This is a genomic window from Lonsdalea quercina subsp. quercina (assembly GCF_000688655.1).
Lineage (GTDB): Bacteria > Pseudomonadota > Gammaproteobacteria > Enterobacterales > Enterobacteriaceae > Lonsdalea > Lonsdalea quercina.
Genome location: NZ_JIBO01000006.1, coordinates 513280 through 531641 on the forward strand (window position 1 = coordinate 513280; position 18362 = coordinate 531641).

The window sequence follows — 18362 nt, forward strand, 5'->3', positions numbered from 1 at the left end:
ACGCCGTTCGTAAACAGGGGGAAGTCTGCACAAAGTGATTTTGGGGGACAATAGGATTAATGAACCAAACGTCGATCGACATCCGCAAACATTACGATTTGGGATTTTTCTTATTAATTTCAGCAAGAAAGAGTAAGCAGAACTATTTACAAAACAATTAATTAATGCCGCCGATCACGGGGACAGGCGGCCAGGTTCAGACTATCAGTGCAGTTTCAGCTTGGGACGGATGACCCGGTTGATGCGTCCAACCAACATCATCAAACCGGTTCTCACGTAGCCATGCAGCGCAATCTGGTGCATACGATAGAGCGAGATGTATACTAAACGCGCAATCCGCCCTTCGACCATCACGGAGCCACGCATCAGATTGCCCATCAGATTCCCAACGGTGCTGTAATTGGAAAGCGACACCAGCGAACCGTGGTCTTTGTAAACGTAAGATTTCAGCGATTTGCCATTTATCAGCGCCATGATGTTATCGAAGCATAGCGACGCCATCTGATGCGCGGCCTGAGCGCGAGGAGGCACGAAACCGCCGCCTTCCTGCGGGCAGGAAGCGCAGTCGCCCAGCGCGAAAATACTTGTATCGCGGGTGGTTTGCAGCGTGGGTTTCACCACCAGCTGGTTGATGCGGTTAGTTTCTAGGCCGGCAATCTCCTTCATCGCGTCAGGCGCTTTAATGCCCGCGGCCCACACCATCAGATCGGCATCAATAAATTCGCCGTCTTTGGTATGCAGACCTTGGGTCTCCGCGCTGGTCACCATGGTTTTCGTCAACACACGGACACCAATATTTGTCAGTTCCTGATGCACCGCCGAGGAAATACGCGGCGGCAGCGCTGGCAGAATACGTTCGCCTGCTTCGACCAGCGTGACGTTCAGCGTCTTATTATCCAGCGCGTTAAAACCATAGCTGTTTAACTGTTTGACTGCGTTATACAACTCAGCGGACAACTCGACGCCCGTCGCACCGCCGCCCACGATAGCGATATTGACGCGCTCTTTGCGGTTGGGATCAGCGTTGAATTTGAGAAACAGATCCAACATTTCGTTGTGGAAACGACGCGCCTGCTTGGGGTTGTCCAGAAAGATGCAATGCTCTTTAACGCCGGGAGTACCGAAGTCATTGGAAGTACTGCCCAGTGCAACGACCAGAATATCGTACGGCAGCGTACGTGCGGCAACCAACTGCTCGCCGGCTTCGTTACGAATCTCTGCCAGCTCAATCTCTTTTTGCTCGCGATTAATGCCCGTCAACGTCCCCATTTGGAACTGGTAGTGATGATTGCTGGCATGAGCCAGATAACTCAGCGAGTCCATATCATCATCCAGAGAGCCGGTTGCCACTTCGTGCAACAGCGGTTTCCACAAATGGCTTGAATTGCGGTCGACCAGCGTTATTTCGGCTTTGTTTTTGCGGCCTAGTTTGTGCCCAAGGCTTGTTGCAAGTTCTAATCCGCCAGCGCCACCGCCGACAATCACAATTTTTTTGATTGGCAAAGATGTCAAAATGACCCCCTGAAAATAGCTAAGCCCACGGTTAACAAAGGAAAGTCAGAATATCCTTATATAACATGTGGTTCTATAAAGTTAGTTGGTATCTACGGGCAGGATATCATGGCGGGTCATATGGTCATACCAAAATTGATATATATCAATTCTTTTAGATATTTATTGACCAGAGGGACAAGAATAGCTGTTCATAAACAAACAGTTATAAAACTGAAACGATTCCTAAAACACTCGCAAGATGACACCATATTGACACGCAGCAAATCAAGTGGGCGTGGGTAATATCATCAAGGCGTCCCAAGGAAATGGGACGCCTCGCGGTGTCCTTCAAACAGATAAACAGCCCGCTATTTCGCGGTCTTAAAAGACTGCCAGCGTTGGTTGAGAGTGGTCAATTGCTGACTCACTCGTTTCCAACGCGGGGAATCCAGCAGTTCACGGCGCGTGAAATGACCACGGTGTTTCAACCGTTCAAGGCCTGGCACTTCACGATGAGGTAACTGATCTAACACGCTGACGGCCCCTTCACGATGATTGCATACCAATATCATGTCGCAACCGGCTGACAAAGAAGCCTCCGCGCGTTCGGGATAGCTGCCCATGATCGCAGCGCCTTCCATCGACAAATCATCGGAAAAGATGATGCCGTCAAATTTCAACTCCTGCCGCAAAACGCGTTTCAGCCAGTATGGCGAACCGCTGGCAGGCAGCGGGTCGCCTTCGGTATAAATCACATGCGCTGGCATAATCGCGTCCAGCTGCCCGCGATTAATCAATTCACGGAACACCGACATGTCCCGTTCCCGAATCTGAGCTAGCGGACGAGGATCTCGCGGAGTCTCTTTGTGTGAGTCCGCGCTCACCGCGCCATGACCTGGAAAATGTTTGCCCGTCGCTTTCATCCCCGCCGAGTGCATGCCGGTAATAAATCGATCCGCCACCGCCAATACGGTTTGAGGGTCGTCATGAAACGCGCGCTCGCCGATAGCGGCGCTCTGATGACCGACATCCAGCACCGGTGCGAAACTGATGTCGATGTCCATAGCGATCATTTCCGCCGCCATCAGCCAACCGCCCTCTTCCGCCAGTGCTTGCGCCTGCGCTAAATCGTTGAGTGCCGCGAAAGACTGCGCCGCCGGCAACGGAGTGAAACCGTCGCGGAAGCGCTGAACGCGCCCCCCTTCTTGGTCGACGGCAATGACCAGCGGCTGTCGCGCCGCCTGACGGATCTGACGCACCAGCTCGCCGAGCTGCTCCGCATCATGAAAATTACGGCTAAACAGAATTACGCCGCCGACCAGCGGATGTGCCAGCACTTCGCGGTCTTCGGCATCCAGCTCGTAGCTGGCCACATCTAACATTAACGGACCCACAACAACCTCATTCATCTGTTTTTATTTGCCCGCCGAGCCTACCAGGGCAAGCCTAATTTCAACCGCAACGACGTTGCGGCCTGCAAAAATGTCGTCTGGCGCGTCTGCTGCCAGCGAACTTCGTACCACATCAGCATCAGGAAATCGACCCAGGGCAGCCACTGCGTTATCCGCTCGCTCAATAATTGCGAGGACAGACCGGACCAATGGCGGCAGTAATCATCCAGAAATCGCTGCTGTCGTTCACGCGCCAGCGCATTGGCGCGGAACAGCGCCGCTAGCTCCAGAGCGATATCGCCATCGACCGCATATTCCCAATCAATCAGACGCCAGGTTTGCGCATGATGGACGAGGTTGCCCGGATGTACGTCCAGATGCAATGGCGCCAGAATCAACGTCGGCGGCAAAGGGCGGCCTAGCAACCGTTGGAGATGACGCAGCAGGTTTGGCGTCCGCCGGGCGGGCGACATATTTTGCCAATGGCGAGTCAACAGCGCTTTCAACGGCAACGGAAAACCGAATCCAGGTTGATGATGCAGCGCCGCCAAACATGCCGCCAGCGCGCCCTTTTGCAAAAGTTCAGCAAACTGCGCGNCCGTGGCGACGCGCCCTTCCAGCCACTCCACCAGCAGCCACTCGCTGCGCAGGGCGACGGGACGAGGCGCCAGTCCGGTCCGGGAGAGCTGGCGCAAAATGCGGAACTCACGCCGACGATTACCGCCCAGCTGTGAGCCGTCACGCGATTGCCCTCGCGCCAGCCAGTCTCCCTCCGGCGAATGCACCCGCCAGCTTTCTGAACTTAGCCCCCGCACCTCAGACAAACAAAAACCGGCGGTCGACGCCGGTTTTTGTCGTTCAAGCAGCGCAAGGAGCGCTGATTGACTCATAGAGCCTTACTCATGAATCGTGCCGGTGCCGGACCAGACAATTTCGCCGGTCTGAACCAGCATCAATTGCAGCTCCAGTTCAGGAGATTTCACGTCGCCGCTGGCGTCGCTGTAAAGCACATACTGCGCCCCGACATAGCGAGCCAATCCAATCGCTTTGCTACGCGACCCCAGACTATCTTCTGCGGAAAGGCCCAGCGTCTGCCGCGCCACCCCCAGTTGCTGGCGCGACACCAGGGTGAACACAGGGTTAGACCCCAGCGCATTGTAAAGCGCCGCGGTCGCTTTCCCGGTCTGTAGTGAGCCGTTGGTGCTGTTCTTCACGTTATCAAGCAGCAGCAAGCTGCCTTTGGTGACCCCTTCCGCCTTTAACATCTGATCCACCAATGGTGAAACGCTGGCCTGCCAGTCCAGAGACTGAAGTTTAGGCGGTGAAGGAACAGGCTCGGACTGGGGGGGCAATGGCTGCGAAGGCGCCGACGGCTCCGCCGGTTGAACGGGAGCAGGCGGCTGCTCTGGTTGTTGCTGACGGCTGGTACAGCCCGCGGCGATCAGCGCAAGCAGTAATACGCCGAGATATTTCTTCATGATTTTCCTCTCAACAAACCCAAGCAGAAACGACGACACGCTAGTAAGCCACAACGGCATCGCAATACTTTTAGTGACAACGTCACAAATTAAATGGCCAGTAATGGACCCAACGCACAGCCGCCCAGCAGGTGCATGTGCACGTGGTAGACTTCTTGCCCGCCATGACGATTACAGTTGATGACCAAGCGATAGCCATCTTCGGCAATCCCTNCCTGCCGGGCGATTTTCCCCGCCACCGTAATCATGCGTCCCAGCGCGGCTTCATGCTCGGCGGTGGCGTCGTTCACGGTGGGGATTAACACATTCGGTATGATGAGAATGTGGGTGGGTGTGCGTGGCGCGATGTCACGAAACGCGGTGACCAAATCGTCCTGATAAACCACATCCGCTGGAATTTCCCGGCGGATGATTTTACTGAAAATTGTTTCCTCAGCCATGATAACTATCCTTTGTATAGCCGCGCCCTCTGGCGCATCGTTGTGAAGTATGAGCGATAAATCTGATGATTTTCAACCCTCTTCGTTTTTTATCATCGCATTGACAAACTACAGAGCAAACGCGCTTTCCTGCATCCCCAGCGAATACCCCGCCTCGACGATCTTTCGCCACTCCAGATCGGATAGAGNGATGCCATCCGCCATGCGCTCGCGGCAAACCATTATTTCCGGTTCACCCGCCATCAAGATAGGCGCGTCAGGATCGGGAGTGCGCGAAGAGCGCACGTAGTCCAGCATGGCATCATATTCCCGGCGCAACCACGCCATTCCAACCAGTTGAGCAGGGTCGATCACGATGGTCGTCATATTATTGACGATAGCCCCGGCGCGTTCGTTTTCCGGCTGGATAGTACCGCCGCCGGACAGAATCCCCGCCAGCAGTTCTGCCGCCATAATCAATCCCCCGCCCTTGTGTCTGGCAATCGGCCTCAGCGCGCCGGGACGTACTTCATCCCACATCACGCTGGGATCGTTAGTCAGACGACCTTCATTATCGAACATCACCTCTTCATCAAAAGTTTTTCCCGCCAAATAAGCCACCCGCGTTTTCCCCAGGGCGACCATGCTGGTTGCAAAATCGAGAATGAACGGCGGATTTTCGCTGCTGCCGGGGAAAGCAATACAGATAGGATTGGTGCCGAAACGGCTTTCGCTGCCGCTGAAGGGCGCCACGATGGGCGGAAGATCGTTAACGTTGACGAAGTGGATGGCGACCAGGCCCTGATCGGCCGCCATTTCACCATAGGTGCCAATACGCCCAAGGTGGCAGGTCGACGAGAGCGTCATCAGACAGACGCCCGTTGTTTTAACGCGTTCGATAGCTGCCTGCATGGCCTCTTTGCCCGTACGCTGACCGAACCCACGGTCGCCGCTGAACTGCAACACGGCCCCTGCGTCTTTGATCAGCCGTGCAGGCGTATTGGGATGCATAGTCCCTTGTCCGATGAAGCGGACGTACTCCGGCAACATCCCGACGCCGTGGCTATCATGCCCTTTCAAATTAGCGCCAACCAGATGCGCCGCCACGCAGTCCGCTTCACTTTCATCACATCCAAGCTGCTGCAATAACTGCTGTGCCACCTGCGTTAAACGTTGTGCTGATATCTGCATTGTCATTTTCCCAAGTGTAAGTGATGGGATTATCCTACTGCCGAACCTCACCTAGGGGGAATGCTCTTGTGACGCCGCGTCATCCACGTAGAGATCGCGGCCATAAAAATCCGCCTTCATAGAAGGCGGCATTGCTTTGCCGCCCCATAGGGGCGTACTAAGCTCCAACCCGTAGGGTCTTCGCTTCACATTCCACTCAGACTTAATTGATTCTCTTCTTGTTCGTGTTTCTCTTGGTACTTCACGTACTTGCGGATCATTTCTGCGTTCACTCCTACGGTGTCCACGCAGTATCCCTTCGCCCAAAAGTGATTTCCCCAGAGCTTATGTTTTCTTAAATACGGGAATTTATTGAACAGACGTATTGCTGTTCTGCCTTTTAAGTGTCCCATCACTTCCGATACTGACAATTTCGGCGGGATCTTTACCAACAAATGAACATGATCTAACTGAACATTTAGCTCCACGATTTCAATATGAAGCTGCTGACTTAATATCCTGATTTGTCGGTAAACTTCTTTTCCTACATTGTTCTTCAGTATTCGAAATCGGCACTTGGGCGTCCAAACTATATGGTATTGACAATGCCATAGCACATGCGATGCTTTTTCGAACCTACTCAGGGTTAAATCCTTATCAGTTATGGGGATAACAGATTCGGATTTTCCCATGAGTAGCATTACTGGCAGAGCCAAAACGCCGATAACCACGTCCATAGGACGTGGTATTCAGTTAGAAATAAAAAAAGGGGCTTGCGCCCCTTAGTTTGATACATATGAAGTCTGGCTATCAGCTGTTACGGATAAAGTCGTCCATATCCGTTTTCAGGTTGTCAGACTTGGTGCCGAAGATAGCCTGCACGCCTGAACCTGCGACCACAACGCCCGCTGCACCCAGGTTTTTCAGACCCGCCTGGTCTACTTTAGATACATCCGCCACGCTCACGCGCAAACGCGTGATACACGCATCCAGGTTGGTGATGTTGTCTTTACCGCCAAAGGCAGTGACCAGCGCCGCGGCCATTTCACCGCCGCCGGCAACCGATTGGTCTTCTGACGCCACTTCACGACCCGGCGTTTTCAGATTCAGTTTGGCAATCAGCACGCGGAAAAGGGTGTAGTACACCAGCGCGTAGCCCAGACCGACGATCGGGAACAGCCACAGTTTACTCCCGTTGCCGCTCAGTACGATGAAGTCGATTAGGCCATGCGAGAAGCTGGTGCCGTCACGCATTCCTAGCAGAATACAGATTGGGAATGCCAGTCCAGCCAAAATAGCGTGGATGGCATACAGCACCGGCGCGACAAACATGAAGGAGAATTCAATCGGCTCGGTAATCCCGGTCAGGAACGCGGTCAACGCGGCTGAGATCATGATACCCGCGACTTTGGCGCGGTTTTCCGGTCTCGCTGAGTGCCAGATAGCAATCGCCGCCGCCGGCAAACCATACATTTTAAACAGGAAGCCCCCGGACAGTTTACCCGCCGTCGGGTCGCCTGCCATGTAACGAGGGATATCGCCATGGAAGACCTGACCTGCGGCGTTAGTGTATTCGCCGATCTGCATCTGGAACGGGACGTTCCAAATGTGGTGCAGACCAAACGGCACCAGAGAACGCTCAATCAAACCATACAAGCCGAACGCCACCACGGGGTTCTGGTAAGCAGCCCACTGAGAGAACGTCTGAATAGCTGTTCCTATCGGCGGCCACACAAAAGACAGCACTACACCCAGCAGAATGGCGCACAGACCAGAGATGATCGGCACAAACCGCTTACCGGCGAAGAAGCCCAGGTATTCCGGCAGTTTGATGCGGTAGAAGCGGTTAAACATGTAGGCCGCGATAGAACCGGCGATGATCCCCCCGAGAACCCCGGTATCCGCCAGATGCTTCGCTGCAATTTCCTCTGCGGGCATGTGCAGGACGAGCGGTGCAACAACGGCCAGCGTCTTCACCATGATGCCGTAGGCCACTACGGCGGCCAGGGCTGAAACCCCGTCATTATTCGTGAACCCCAGCGCCACGCCGATGGCGAAAATCAACGGCATATTGGCAAAGACAGATCCACCCGCTTCTGCCATGACATGGGAAACGACTGCGGGCAACCAGCTAAAATTGGCCGCACCGACGCCCAGCAGAATACCTGCGATGGGCAGCACGGATACCGGCAGCATTAGCGATTTACCTACTTTTTGCAGGTTTGCGAATGCATTCTTGAACATAATTGAGTGTGCTCCTGAGTGATAATGCTTTGCTTCTGATACGTGATGCGAAGGTGGGAGAATATCCTTCAGAGTGCAAGGATGTCGCAGCATCCTTTTATTTTTTACGCAGACTAAAATAAATGTGGCGCCTAATGTTTGATAGGTGTCACGTTTCAACACAACAACACCCTGTAAATATTACAGAAGTTGCATTTTTTGTGATCGACATCTAAAAACACCAACAAACCCCAGGATTTTTTCTGGATACAGAGTATCTACCCACCCGATTAATTACGAGGTCCGAAAAATCCGACCATTCTCATCCACTATCTAACAGGGGTCAACCGCGCGGGATCAATGTGGAACAGATCAGCAAAGTTGGCGCTGGTAGTTTCCGCCAGCGTGTCGAGACTGACGTTTTTAAGCACCGCCAAATACTCCGCCACATCGCGGACATAGGCCGGCTGATTCTCTTTACCTCGGTACGGCACCGGCGCTAACCAGGGAGAATCCGTTTCGATCAGCATGCGATCCAACGGCACATACCGCGCCACCTCTCTCAGCGCTTCCGCCGTACGGAAGGTCACGATACCGGAAAACGAGATATAGAACCCCATATCCAGCAGTTGCTCAGCGGTGTCCTTATCTTCAGTAAAGCAATGTAAAACCCCGCGGCACTCGTTGGCTTTTTCTTCCGCCAAAATCGCCAGCGTATCGGCGCGCGCTGAACGCGTGTGAACAATAATCGGCTTGTTCAGCTCACGTCCGATGCGAATGTGCTCGCGGAAGGAGGCCTGCTGACGGCCGATGGCGTCCGGGTCCTGTTCGTAGTGGTAATCCAGCCCCGTTTCACCCAGCGCGACCACCTCAGGCAATGCGGCCAGCTCACGCAGCTCAGCGTAGTCATAAGGCTCTTCCATACTGAGGGGATGCACGCCGCAGGAAAAGGCAACGTTGTCCCTTTCGCCGATCAACGTTTTCATCGAACGGAATCCCGGTAAGGTAGTGGCGACGGCCAGGAAGAAACGCACATCCCGCTCTTCGGCTTTCGTCAGTACATCAGAGACGTCTCGGTGTAGAGACTGATAATCAAGACCATCGAGATGGCAGTGGGAATCGACAAGCAGCATAGTGGCTATCCAATAATTTTAGGCAGTAAATGGATGTGGTAATCGAGGAGATGACACAGATAAACTCTGCTCCCAGTCGAGCAACAATGAGGTGAGCAGCAGTTCGCGATTGGCTCCCGTGATGGTGCGGAGCTGGTGGCGGCACTGCAGCCAACGACGCAGCGCGAACAGCAATTGGTCAGGCGTAAGCGCCCTCGCCAGCTGTTCAACCAGCGTAAGCTGATCCTGATTGACCAGATGTGAACTTGCGCTCTGGTGACATTTCAACGCGTCCAGAAATAGCGAAGCCACCCAGTGAATACGCTCAACGGTGTCATCCCCATTGAGCGGCGTCACCAAAGACAACATGTCCCGCTGCGCCAGACAATCCGAAAGCGACTGACACAGCGTGAGACGCGGTTTCCATTGTCCCGGTTGCAGCAGGTGGTCCGCCGCCAGTGGCGCGCCCGCATAAAGGCGCAGCGCCGTCTGTAACGATGGCTCGTCTGGATGTCCGCGCTGACGCAACCAGTGCATGGCGTGCGCCTCATCGGGGACAGGCAAGTAGTAATAAGAACACCGGCTGCGCAGCGTCGCCAACAATCGCGACGGCTCGCGGCATCCCAGAAAGAAATAGGTATCCTGAGGCGGCTCTTCCAGCGTTTTTAATAGGGCATTGGCCGCCGCTTCGGTCAATAATTCAGCCTGAGGCAGGCTAACGACTTTCGCCCCTCCCTGCCGCGAGCGTTGATAGACTTTTTCGAGCACCGACCGCACCGCATCCACCCCCAAACTCTGTTTGCCTTTTTCTAAGGCAAGGGTGTGCCAGTCCGGGTGCGTCCCTGCGCTCATTAATTGGCAAGAGTGGCAATGCCCGCAACTTTTTATGCCCTCCGGTTGTTGGCACATCAGCCAGCGACTTAAGGCATAGCTTAAGGAAGATTCGCCCATTCCCGCCAGCGCATGGATGAGCAGCGCGTGGTGACCTCGACCTGCCTGATGCGGGGTCAGCAGCTGGCGGTAGGGAGCATTCAGCCACGGATACCACTCCATCAGCCCGGTTCTCCGCATGTCAGACCAAGATGCGTCAGCCACTCGGCAAGCGCCTGATGGATGTCGTGACTCACCTGTTCCAGCGTTTGCGCGGCATCGATCGTCACAATACTCGGGTCGGCAGCGGCCAGCGCCTGATAGCGTGCTCGGGTGCGATCGAAGAATGCCAGCGACTCTTGCTCGATACGGTCAAGTGCTCCGCGCTGACGCGCTCGCTGTAAGCCGACGGCCGGGGGAAGATCGAGATACAAAGTCATATCGGGACGAAAATCGCCCAGCACCGTGTCACGCAGAGACGTCATCAATGTGTGATCGATTCCACGACCGCCGCCCTGATAGGCCTGAGAGGAAAGGTCGTGACGGTCGCCAACCACCCAGGCGCCCCGCTGCAACGCGGGCTTGATGACGTTTTCCACCAATTGCACTCGCGCTGCATAGAGCATCAACAGTTCGGCTTTATCCGTCAGTTTTTCACCCTCGACACCCTGTTTAATCAGAGTACGCAATTGCTCCGCCAGCGGGGTGCCGCCCGGCTCACGGGTGAAAACAACCTCTTCGATGCCAAACTGGCGCAAGGTTGCCACCACGACGTTGCGAGCGCTGGTTTTTCCGGCCCCTTCCAGCCCTTCGATGACGATGAATTTACTGTGCATGCTTTTCCTTTACGGCTACCGACGCGTTACGGTATTCCCGCACCGCGCGATTGTGGTCGGATAGATTGGTGGTAAACGTGTGTCCCCCCTTTCCATCCGCGACAAAATAGAGATAGTGAGTTTTTTCAGGATGCGCCGCAGCTTCCAGAGACGCTCTGCCCGGCATGGCTATGGGCGTTGGCGGCAGGCCGCTGATGACGTAAGTGTTGTACGCTGTCGGCGTATCCAGTGCGCTGCGCGTAATGGTGCCATTATAGCGTTCTCCCATGCCGTAAATCACCGTGGGATCTGTCTGCAAGCGCATGCCCACGCGCAAGCGGTTGATAAAGACGGATGCAATCAATGCTCTTTCACTGCCGATGGCCGTTTCCTTTTCGATGATCGACGCCATCGTCAGCAACTCTTCTTTATTCTTGTATGGCAGACCGTCCTCGCGCCCCTGCCAGACTTCGTCGACGATTTTATCCATCCGCTGGAAGGCGCGCGTCAGTACGGTTTTATCCGTCATGCCTGCGGTGTGCAGATAGGTGTCCGGGTAAAACCAGCCTTCGGGATTGGACTGATCCTTGATACCCAGCGCTTCGGCAATTTCCTGCGGACTCTTCCCGGTCAGCGTTTTCTTAAGATACGGCGCCCGCTGTAGGGTTTCCAACCAGTCACGCAGTCGCGATCCTTCCACAAACCGAATGGCGAACTGCGCTTCTTTACCGCTATCCAATAGGCTCAGCATCTGCCGAACCGTCATTCCGGGTTGCAAGCGGTAGGTTCCGGCTTTGAAATTGCCCAGCGCCGGCTCCAGCCGCAATAATACGGGGAAGCGCCAGCTGGCAGACAAAATTTTCTGTTCCGCCAGTTGCTGTTCAAGCGCTTCATGACCGGCTCCCGCCGGGAGAGTAAATAGGGTTTCCTGAGTGATATTGAGCGGCGAGGCGGCGAACTGCTGCACCTGTTTCCACAGGATGAAGGCCCCTACGACCACAAGAGCGAGGCAGCCAATCCCAATTTTCATTCTCTTCATAACATTCCATTACTCACAGTTAGGGCTCAGAAAGTCATAGAGATCTCGTGAGCGATAACACCAGGCTTCGGCCTGGTTGACAGAAATTAATGGCATCAAAGCATTGCAAATAAGCACTTCATCAGCCGTCGCCAGGGCTTCCAGCGGAGCGACGACAACTTGCAGCTGATAGTCCGATTGTTCCAGCAATTTCATAATATGGCGTCGCGTCAGGCCATCGACGCCGGACTGCGAAACATCCGGGGTATAAACCGCTTTGCCGCGCCGCCAGAATAAATTAGCCGCACAGCATTCCACTAGCCTGTCGTGGGTGTCAAGCACCAGGGCCTCGTCAGCATCCTGCTGGTCAAGGTGCCGGCGGATCAGCACCTGCTCCAGACGATTCAGATGTTTTATGCCGGCAAGGAGCGGGTTCCTCGCTAATTTTATCCGGCTAAGCGCCAACGTAATGCCATCCCGACGCCAGCGATCGTAATGGGCGGGGTAATCAGTGTGCATGACCATCCGGACCGGGGCGATACATCCCCTGGGACTGTATCCCCTTCCCCCCACGCCACGAGTCACGACGGCTTTTACCACGCCGCTCGTCTTCCCCTCAGCAGCCTGTTGCATCTCTGCCGACAGTAGATCCCAGTCGATATCCGGAAGCATCAGCACCTGTGCCGCGCGTTGCAGTCGCTGGATATGGCATTCGAGCCATACCACACGTCCGTTGAGCACCCGAGCCGTGGTAAAACAGCCATCGCCGTACTGTACACTACGATCAGAAGCGGGCAGATACTGGTCTAACACACCATTAATCAACCACATAGATTCAATTCCACTTTATGACAGAAAGAGTGAGCTTAAACGCACGACCAAGGAAAATTAACCTTAGCCTATTTTATTCAGACAAAAAAAAGCCCGGAAGATCCGGGCTTTCATCAAGCGCTCACGTCAGACTTTACGGAAGACCAATGAACCATTGGTGCCACCGAATCCGAATGAGTTACACAGCACGTATTCCATGCCAGAAACCTGACGAGCCTCGTGAGGCACGAAATCCAGGTCGCAACCCTCATCCGGGTTATCAAGATTGATCGTTGGCGGAATCGCCTGATCGCGCAGCGCAAGAACACACATAATGGATTCCACCGCGCCAGCCGCACCCAGCAGGTGACCCGTCATGGACTTGGTCGAGCTGACCATCACGCGGGATGCGCTTTCGCCAAAGACGGATTTCACCGCCTGAGTTTCGGCTTTATCGCCAACCGGAGTCGACGTGCCGTGCGCGTTGATGTAGCCCACTTGTTCTGCGGTGATGTTAGCATCGCGGAACGCATTGACCATTGCCTGCGCGGCACCAGCGCCATCTGACGGCGGCGACGTCATATGGTACGCATCGCTGCTCATGCCAAAGCCGGTGATTTCAGCATAAATTTTAGCGCCGCGGCGTTTAGCATGCTCGTACTCTTCAAGCACCATAATGCCAGCGCCGTCGCCCAGAACGAACCCGTCACGATCTTTGTCCCACGGACGGCTCNCCGCCTGCGGGTCGTCATTGCGGGTTGAAAGGGCACGGGCTGCGCCGAATCCACCCACGCCCAGCGGACTACTGGCTTTTTCGGCACCACCGGCCAGCATCGCGTCAGCATCACCGTAAGCGATGATACGAGCAGCATGTCCGATGTTATGTACGCCAGAAGTACAAGCAGTCGCGATGGAGATACTTGGTCCTTGCAGACCAAACATGATGCTCAGATGACCGGCAACCATGTTCACGATGGTGGAAGGGACAAAGAAAGGACTGATTTTACGAGGGCCGCCACGAACCAGAGCCGCGTGGTTTTCCTCAATTAGCCCCAGACCGCCAATACCCGAACCAATGGCAGCACCAATACGTCCGGCATTGGCTTCTGTGACTTCGAGGCCCGAATCTTTCATAGCCTGAATACCGGCCACGACGCCGTACTGAATAAAAGCGTCCATCTTGCGAGCATCTTTACGCGAGATGAATTCTTCACAATTAAAATTGTCAACTAAGCCAGCAAAACGTGTTGCATAGGCACTAGTATCGAAATGATCAATGGGTTTGATACCACTCTGACCGGCAAGCAAAGCCTTCCAAGTTGACTCAACTGTGTTGCCGACAGGAGATAACATGCCCAGACCAGTCACAACTACACGACGCTTAGACACGCTGATCCTCCAGGGAGGGAAAATACTGAGGTATTAAAGGAAACTTAGGCGGTCGAATGACCGCCTAGATATGTTCATTTACTGCTGGTTTGCCTGGATAAAATCAATTGCTGCCTGAACAGTAGTGATTTTTTCGGCTTCTTCGTCTGGAATCTCGGTATCAAACTCTTCTTCCAGAGCCATGACCAGCTCAACGGTGTCAAGAGAATCAGCGCCGAGGTCATCAACGAAGGAAGCATTGTTTACCACTTCTTCCGGCTTAACACCCAGCTGTTCAACGATGATTTTCTTAACGCGTTCTTCGATAGTGCTCATACTCTTAAATTTCCTATCAAAACTCGCTTTCGCGATGGTTTTCGTAGTGTATAAAATGTTGAAAAAGATGCAACAAAATCAGTACTGGTCGAGCCAGGATTTTGTGCTTTTTGCAGATTTCGCTGCAAAATGAAGCAAATACGATCTGACTTATCAGATCATATACATGCCGCCATTAACATGCAATGTTTCACCGGTGATGTAACCCGCTTCTTCAGAAGCTAAGAACGTAACAGCACTGGCAATTTCTTTCGCATCGCCCAGCCGTCCAGCAGNAACACCAGCCAAAATGCCCGCACGCTGTTCGTCTGTCAATGCTCGAGTCATATCGGTTTCAATAAAACCCGGAGCCACGACGTTGACGGTCACGCCACGCGAGGCCACTTCCTGCGCCAGAGATTTACTGAACCCAACCAGCCCGGCTTTAGCGGCCGAATAGTTGGACTGCCCAGGGTTACCGCTGGTGCCGACCACAGAGCCGATAGTGATGATACGGCCGAAACGCTTTTTCATCATGGAACGCAGCACGGCTTTGGACAAGCGAAATACGGAACGCAGGTTCGTATCCAGCACATCCTGCCACTCTTCGTCTTTCATGCGAATCAGCAGATTATCTCGTGTGATGCCTGCGTTATTGACCAGAATGTCGATATCGCCGAATTCTGACTTGATAGCAGCCAAAGTCGATTCGATCGAAGACATATCCGCGACATTCAGGACATAACCTTTACCATTGTCACCCAGCCACGCGCTGATATCAGCGGCACCTTTTTCGCTCGTCGCCGTTCCCATCACCTTCGCGCCACGCGCGACCAGTGATTCAGCGATAGCACGACCGATGCCACGGCTGGCGCCGGTGACAAGAACAATTTTTCCGTCAAAGCTCATCATCTATTCCGTTTATTGATCAAGGGCTGTTGATAAGGAAGCAGAATCATTGACTGCCGACGCAGTCAGCGTATCTACGATTCGTTTGGTCAGTCCGGTAAGTACTTTACCCGGCCCAACCTCTAAAAGCTTCTGCACGTCCTGCGCAGCGATGTATTCGACGCACTCCGTCCAGCGGACAGGGTTGGAAAGCTGGCGCACCAGCGCACTGCGGATAGCTTCCGGCGAAGTTTCAGTCTGGACATCCACATTGTTCACAACCGGAATGTGAGGCGCGTTGAAAGTCACATTATCCAACGCTGCCGCTAATTTACGTGCGGCGGGTTCCATCAAGGCGCAATGAGAAGGCACGCTGACTGGCAGCGGCAGCGCGCGTTTCGCTCCGGCGGCCTTACAGGCGGCGCCAGCGCGTTCAACCGCTTCTTTATTACCCGCGATGACGACCTGTCCTGGAGAGTTGAAGTTCACCGGCGAGACAACCTGCCCCTGGGCGGATTCCGCGCAGGCAGCAGCGATAGTGTCGTTATCGAGGCCGATGATGGCATACATAGCGCCGGTGTTTTCCGGCACCGCTTCCTGCATCAGCTTGCCGCGTAACTCCACCAGACTGACCGCCTGTTTGAAGTCCATGACGCCGGCGCAAACCAAAGCGGAATATTCGCCCAGGCTGTGGCCGGCCATCAGCGCCGGCGCTTTACCGCCCTGCTGCTGCCATGCACGCCATATGGCGACGGATGCGCTTAACAGCGCTGGCTGCGTCTGCCAGGTTTTGTTTAACTCTTCCGCCGGACCCTGTTGAGTCAGTTGCCACAGGTCATAACCCAAAACGGAGGAAGCTTCATCGAATGTGTCCTTGACTATCGGATTCGTCTCCGCCAGTTCAGCCAGCATACCGACTGATTGGGAACCTTGTCCCGGGAACACCATTGCAAAATGAGTCATAATCAGAAAGTCCTGTTTTATCAAAAACGTACCAGAGCAGAACCCCAAGTAAATCCACCGCCGAACGCTTCAAGTAATACCAGCTGTCCGCGTTTGATTCGTCCGTCACGCACGGCTTCGTCCAACGCCGCAGGTACTGAAGCTGCGGAGGTATTGCCATGGCGGTCGAGCGTGATCACCACTTTATCCATGCCCATGCCCAACTTTTTGGCCGTCGCATTGATAATACGGAGGTTCGCCTGATGCGGAACCAGCCAATCCAGCTCGGCTTTGTCCAGTTTTGCCGCCACCAGCGTTTCTTCAACGATGTGTGCCAGTTCTTTAACAGCGACCTTGAACACTTCGTTGCCGGCCATTGTCAGGTATTCCGGCGTTTTGTTGGTGCGTGCCTGGTACGGCAGAGACAAAAGCTGACCATAGCGGCCATCGGCATGTAAATGCGTGGAAATGAGGCCCGGCTCTTCAGAGCGGGATAAGACTACCGCGCCGGCACCATCGCCAAACAGAATCAGCGTTCCGCGATCTTCCGGGTCCAGCGTGCGTGTCAACGCGTCAGAGCCGATCACCAGCGCGTAATCAACGGCGCCATTCTTGACATACTGATCAGCTACGCTCAATGCATAGGTGAAGCCTGCGCAGGCAGCCGCTAAATCGAAAGCGATGGTGTCTTGAATGTCCAGCATCTGCTGAATCTGGCAGGCCGAACTTGGGAATGCATGACTGGAAGACGTTGTTGCTACGATTAACAGTCCGATTTTATTTTTATCGACATCGGCCATCTCGAGCGCTTTTTGCGCTGCGTGGAAACCCATGGTGGCCACACTTTCATCCGGCCCTGCGATGCGACGTTCGCGGATACCGGTGCGAGTAACAATCCACTCGTCTGACGTATCCACCATTTTCTCTAAATCAGAATTCGACCTGATCTGTTCGGGCAAATAGCTTCCCGTTCCTAAAATTTTTGTATACATGTAAGCTCAATCACTCTTAGGTAATACAGACGTGAGTCGTACGGCGATTCTTTCAGGAATCTGCCGTTGTACCGTCTGCACTGCCTGTTCAATCGCTACCGCAAACGCATTCGAGTTTGCAGCTCCATGGCTCTTTATCACTGTCCCACGTAATCCTAGCAGACAAGCCCCGTTATAGTGGTCAGGGTTCAGGTGGCCAAAACGCCGGGAAAGACGTTTTTGCAACCAGCGTCCCAATAATCTCAGCCACCAAGACTGTTTTTGTCTACGATCTGAACCTGAGGAGGATTTCAGAAGAGACAGAAACATTCTAACGACGCCTTCCATCGTCTTAAGCGTAACGTTACCAACAAATCCATCACACACCATGACATCCGTTTTACCAGTTAGTAACTCGTTGCCTTCCAAGTAACCGATATAGTTGATAGACGGTGTCGCTTTCAAACGAGCGGCAGCTTCGCGGATGTTGTTTAGCCCTTTGCTTTCTTCTTCGCCAATATTCAACAACGCCACTCGGGGGTTAGTGAGTCCCAGAACCTCTTCTGCCAAGACCGCGCCCATCACGGCAAACTGTACTAGCATGGTGCTACCGCATTCGACGTTGGCACCGAGATCCAGAACAACCGTCTTACCATGCTGCTGATGCGGCAACACCGTCACCAGCGCCGGACGTTCAATACCATCAACCGGCTTCAACAGCAATTTGGCAAGCCCCATCAACGCTCCTGTATTTCCAGCACTCACGCAAGCCTGCGCACGCCCATCCTTGATCAGCTCCAATGCAATGCGCATAGAAGAGCCTCGGCTGGCGCGTATAGCTTGAGATGGTCTGGCATCGCCCGCGATTACCGTTTCAGCCGGTACGATTTCCAAACGGGAAGACAGGGAGGAATCGACTTTGCTAAGTAATGGGGTGAGCGTTGTAGGATCGCCAACCAGCAGCAGATAAAGATTTGGATTAGAAGCCAGTGCCTGCAATGCAGCAGGCACTGTTACGCAGGGGCCAAAGTCCCCGCCCATTGCATCTAACGCCAGAGTTAGGCGTGTCAAAGCATTT

General features: G+C 54.0%; 19 protein-coding genes. All 19 read right to left on the minus strand.

The features are described 5' to 3' along the window. Positions 1 to 204: 204 nt before the first annotated feature. Complete coding sequence (locus RZ35_RS07310) at positions 205 to 1512, minus strand: NAD(P)/FAD-dependent oxidoreductase (RefSeq protein WP_026742716.1); 1308 nt, start codon at positions 1510 to 1512, stop codon at positions 205 to 207. A gap of 350 nt (positions 1513 to 1862) precedes the next feature. After that, positions 1863 to 2888, minus strand: coding sequence for a beta-N-acetylhexosaminidase (gene nagZ, locus RZ35_RS07315; protein WP_026742717.1), 1026 nt, complete (start codon positions 2886 to 2888; stop codon positions 1863 to 1865). 38 nt (positions 2889 to 2926) lie between these two features. Further along, complete coding sequence (locus tag RZ35_RS07320; protein WP_026742718.1) at positions 2927 to 3775, minus strand: phosphotransferase; 849 nt, start codon at positions 3773 to 3775, stop codon at positions 2927 to 2929. A 6-nt stretch (positions 3776 to 3781) separates the two neighbouring features. Beyond that, a complete protein-coding gene (gene lpoB / locus RZ35_RS07325; RefSeq protein WP_026740369.1) occupies positions 3782 to 4363 on the minus strand; it encodes a penicillin-binding protein activator LpoB in 582 nt (193 codons plus the stop codon). Between the two features lie 89 nt (positions 4364 to 4452). Then, positions 4453 to 4803 carry a purine nucleoside phosphoramidase gene (gene hinT, locus RZ35_RS07330; RefSeq protein ID WP_026742719.1) on the minus strand — a complete coding sequence of 117 codons (351 nt, stop codon included), beginning with the start codon at positions 4801 to 4803 and terminating at the stop codon, positions 4453 to 4455. A gap of 108 nt (positions 4804 to 4911) precedes the next feature. Beyond that, positions 4912 to 5973, minus strand: a complete 1062-nt coding sequence (locus tag RZ35_RS07335; RefSeq protein WP_026742720.1) for a malate/lactate/ureidoglycolate dehydrogenase — start codon at positions 5971 to 5973, stop codon at positions 4912 to 4914. Between the two features lie 185 nt (positions 5974 to 6158). Continuing rightward, positions 6159 to 6596, minus strand: a complete 438-nt coding sequence (tnpA, locus tag RZ35_RS07340) for an IS200/IS605 family transposase (RefSeq protein WP_026742721.1) — start codon at positions 6594 to 6596, stop codon at positions 6159 to 6161. Between the two features lie 166 nt (positions 6597 to 6762). After that, positions 6763 to 8196, minus strand: a complete 1434-nt coding sequence (ptsG, locus tag RZ35_RS07345; protein WP_026742722.1) for a PTS glucose transporter subunit IIBC — start codon at positions 8194 to 8196, stop codon at positions 6763 to 6765. A gap of 308 nt (positions 8197 to 8504) precedes the next feature. Continuing rightward, on the minus strand, positions 8505 to 9308 hold the full coding sequence (locus RZ35_RS07350; protein WP_026742723.1) for a metal-dependent hydrolase: 804 nt from the start codon (positions 9306 to 9308) through the stop codon (positions 8505 to 8507). Positions 9309 to 9326: 18 nt separating this feature from the next. Next, the gene (holB, locus tag RZ35_RS07355; RefSeq protein ID WP_026742724.1) at positions 9327 to 10340 is read right to left on the minus strand and encodes a DNA polymerase III subunit delta'; all 1014 of its coding nucleotides are present in this window, start codon (positions 10338 to 10340) and stop codon (positions 9327 to 9329) included. Next, a complete protein-coding gene (gene tmk / locus RZ35_RS07360) occupies positions 10340 to 10993 on the minus strand; it encodes a dTMP kinase (protein WP_026742725.1) in 654 nt (217 codons plus the stop codon). The genes holB and tmk overlap by 1 nt, the downstream gene beginning before the upstream one ends. Beyond that, positions 10983 to 12011: an endolytic transglycosylase MltG gene (gene mltG / locus RZ35_RS07365; RefSeq protein WP_026742726.1), complete on the minus strand. Its 1029-nt coding sequence runs from the start codon at positions 12009 to 12011 to the stop codon at positions 10983 to 10985. The genes tmk and mltG overlap by 11 nt, the downstream gene beginning before the upstream one ends. 9 nt (positions 12012 to 12020) lie before the next feature. Continuing rightward, on the minus strand, positions 12021 to 12821 hold the full coding sequence (gene pabC, locus RZ35_RS07370; protein WP_026742727.1) for an aminodeoxychorismate lyase: 801 nt from the start codon (positions 12819 to 12821) through the stop codon (positions 12021 to 12023). Positions 12822 to 12947: 126 nt separating this feature from the next. Continuing rightward, positions 12948 to 14189 (minus strand): beta-ketoacyl-ACP synthase II, encoded by a 1242-nt coding sequence (fabF, locus tag RZ35_RS07375; RefSeq protein WP_071999767.1) that lies wholly within the window; start codon positions 14187 to 14189, stop codon positions 12948 to 12950. Between the two features lie 78 nt (positions 14190 to 14267). Next, positions 14268 to 14504 carry an acyl carrier protein gene (gene acpP, locus RZ35_RS07380; RefSeq protein WP_012765204.1) on the minus strand — a complete coding sequence of 79 codons (237 nt, stop codon included), beginning with the start codon at positions 14502 to 14504 and terminating at the stop codon, positions 14268 to 14270. Positions 14505 to 14657: 153 nt separating this feature from the next. After that, positions 14658 to 15392, minus strand: coding sequence for a 3-oxoacyl-ACP reductase FabG (gene fabG / locus RZ35_RS07385; protein ID WP_026742729.1), 735 nt, complete (start codon positions 15390 to 15392; stop codon positions 14658 to 14660). A 12-nt stretch (positions 15393 to 15404) separates the two neighbouring features. Beyond that, the gene (gene fabD / locus RZ35_RS07390) at positions 15405 to 16334 is read right to left on the minus strand and encodes an ACP S-malonyltransferase (protein WP_026742730.1); all 930 of its coding nucleotides are present in this window, start codon (positions 16332 to 16334) and stop codon (positions 15405 to 15407) included. Positions 16335 to 16354: 20 nt separating this feature from the next. Continuing rightward, the gene (locus tag RZ35_RS07395) at positions 16355 to 17305 is read right to left on the minus strand and encodes a beta-ketoacyl-ACP synthase III (protein ID WP_026742731.1); all 951 of its coding nucleotides are present in this window, start codon (positions 17303 to 17305) and stop codon (positions 16355 to 16357) included. Positions 17306 to 17311: 6 nt separating this feature from the next. Beyond that, on the minus strand, positions 17312 to 18355 hold the full coding sequence (gene plsX, locus RZ35_RS07400) for a phosphate acyltransferase PlsX (protein ID WP_071999768.1): 1044 nt from the start codon (positions 18353 to 18355) through the stop codon (positions 17312 to 17314). Positions 18356 to 18362 lie beyond the last annotated feature (7 nt).

Bases quoted from the DNA above. Each gene is read 5' to 3' on its own strand.
- tmk (WP_026742725.1), bottom strand. From the start codon at position 10,993: ATGCACAGTAAATTCATCGTCATCGAAGGGCTGGAAGGGGCCGGAAAA.
- fabD (WP_026742730.1), bottom strand. From the start codon at position 16,334: ATGACTCATTTTGCAATGGTGTTCCCGGGACAAGGTTCCCAATCAGTC.
- RZ35_RS07350 (WP_026742723.1), bottom strand. From the start codon at position 9,308: ATGCTGCTTGTCGATTCCCACTGCCATCTCGATGGTCTTGATTATCAG.
- pabC (WP_026742727.1), bottom strand. From the start codon at position 12,821: ATGTGGTTGATTAATGGTGTGTTAGACCAGTATCTGCCCGCTTCTGAT.
- acpP (WP_012765204.1), bottom strand. From the start codon at position 14,504: ATGAGCACTATCGAAGAACGCGTTAAGAAAATCATCGTTGAACAGCTG.
- ptsG (WP_026742722.1), bottom strand. From the start codon at position 8,196: ATGTTCAAGAATGCATTCGCAAACCTGCAAAAAGTAGGTAAATCGCTA.
- mltG (WP_026742726.1), bottom strand. From the start codon at position 12,011: ATGAAGAGAATGAAAATTGGGATTGGCTGCCTCGCTCTTGTGGTCGTA.
- RZ35_RS07395 (WP_026742731.1), bottom strand. From the start codon at position 17,305: ATGTATACAAAAATTTTAGGAACGGGAAGCTATTTGCCCGAACAGATC.
- holB (WP_026742724.1), bottom strand. From the start codon at position 10,340: ATGGAGTGGTATCCGTGGCTGAATGCTCCCTACCGCCAGCTGCTGACC.
- lpoB (WP_026740369.1), bottom strand. From the start codon at position 4,363: ATGAAGAAATATCTCGGCGTATTACTGCTTGCGCTGATCGCCGCGGGC.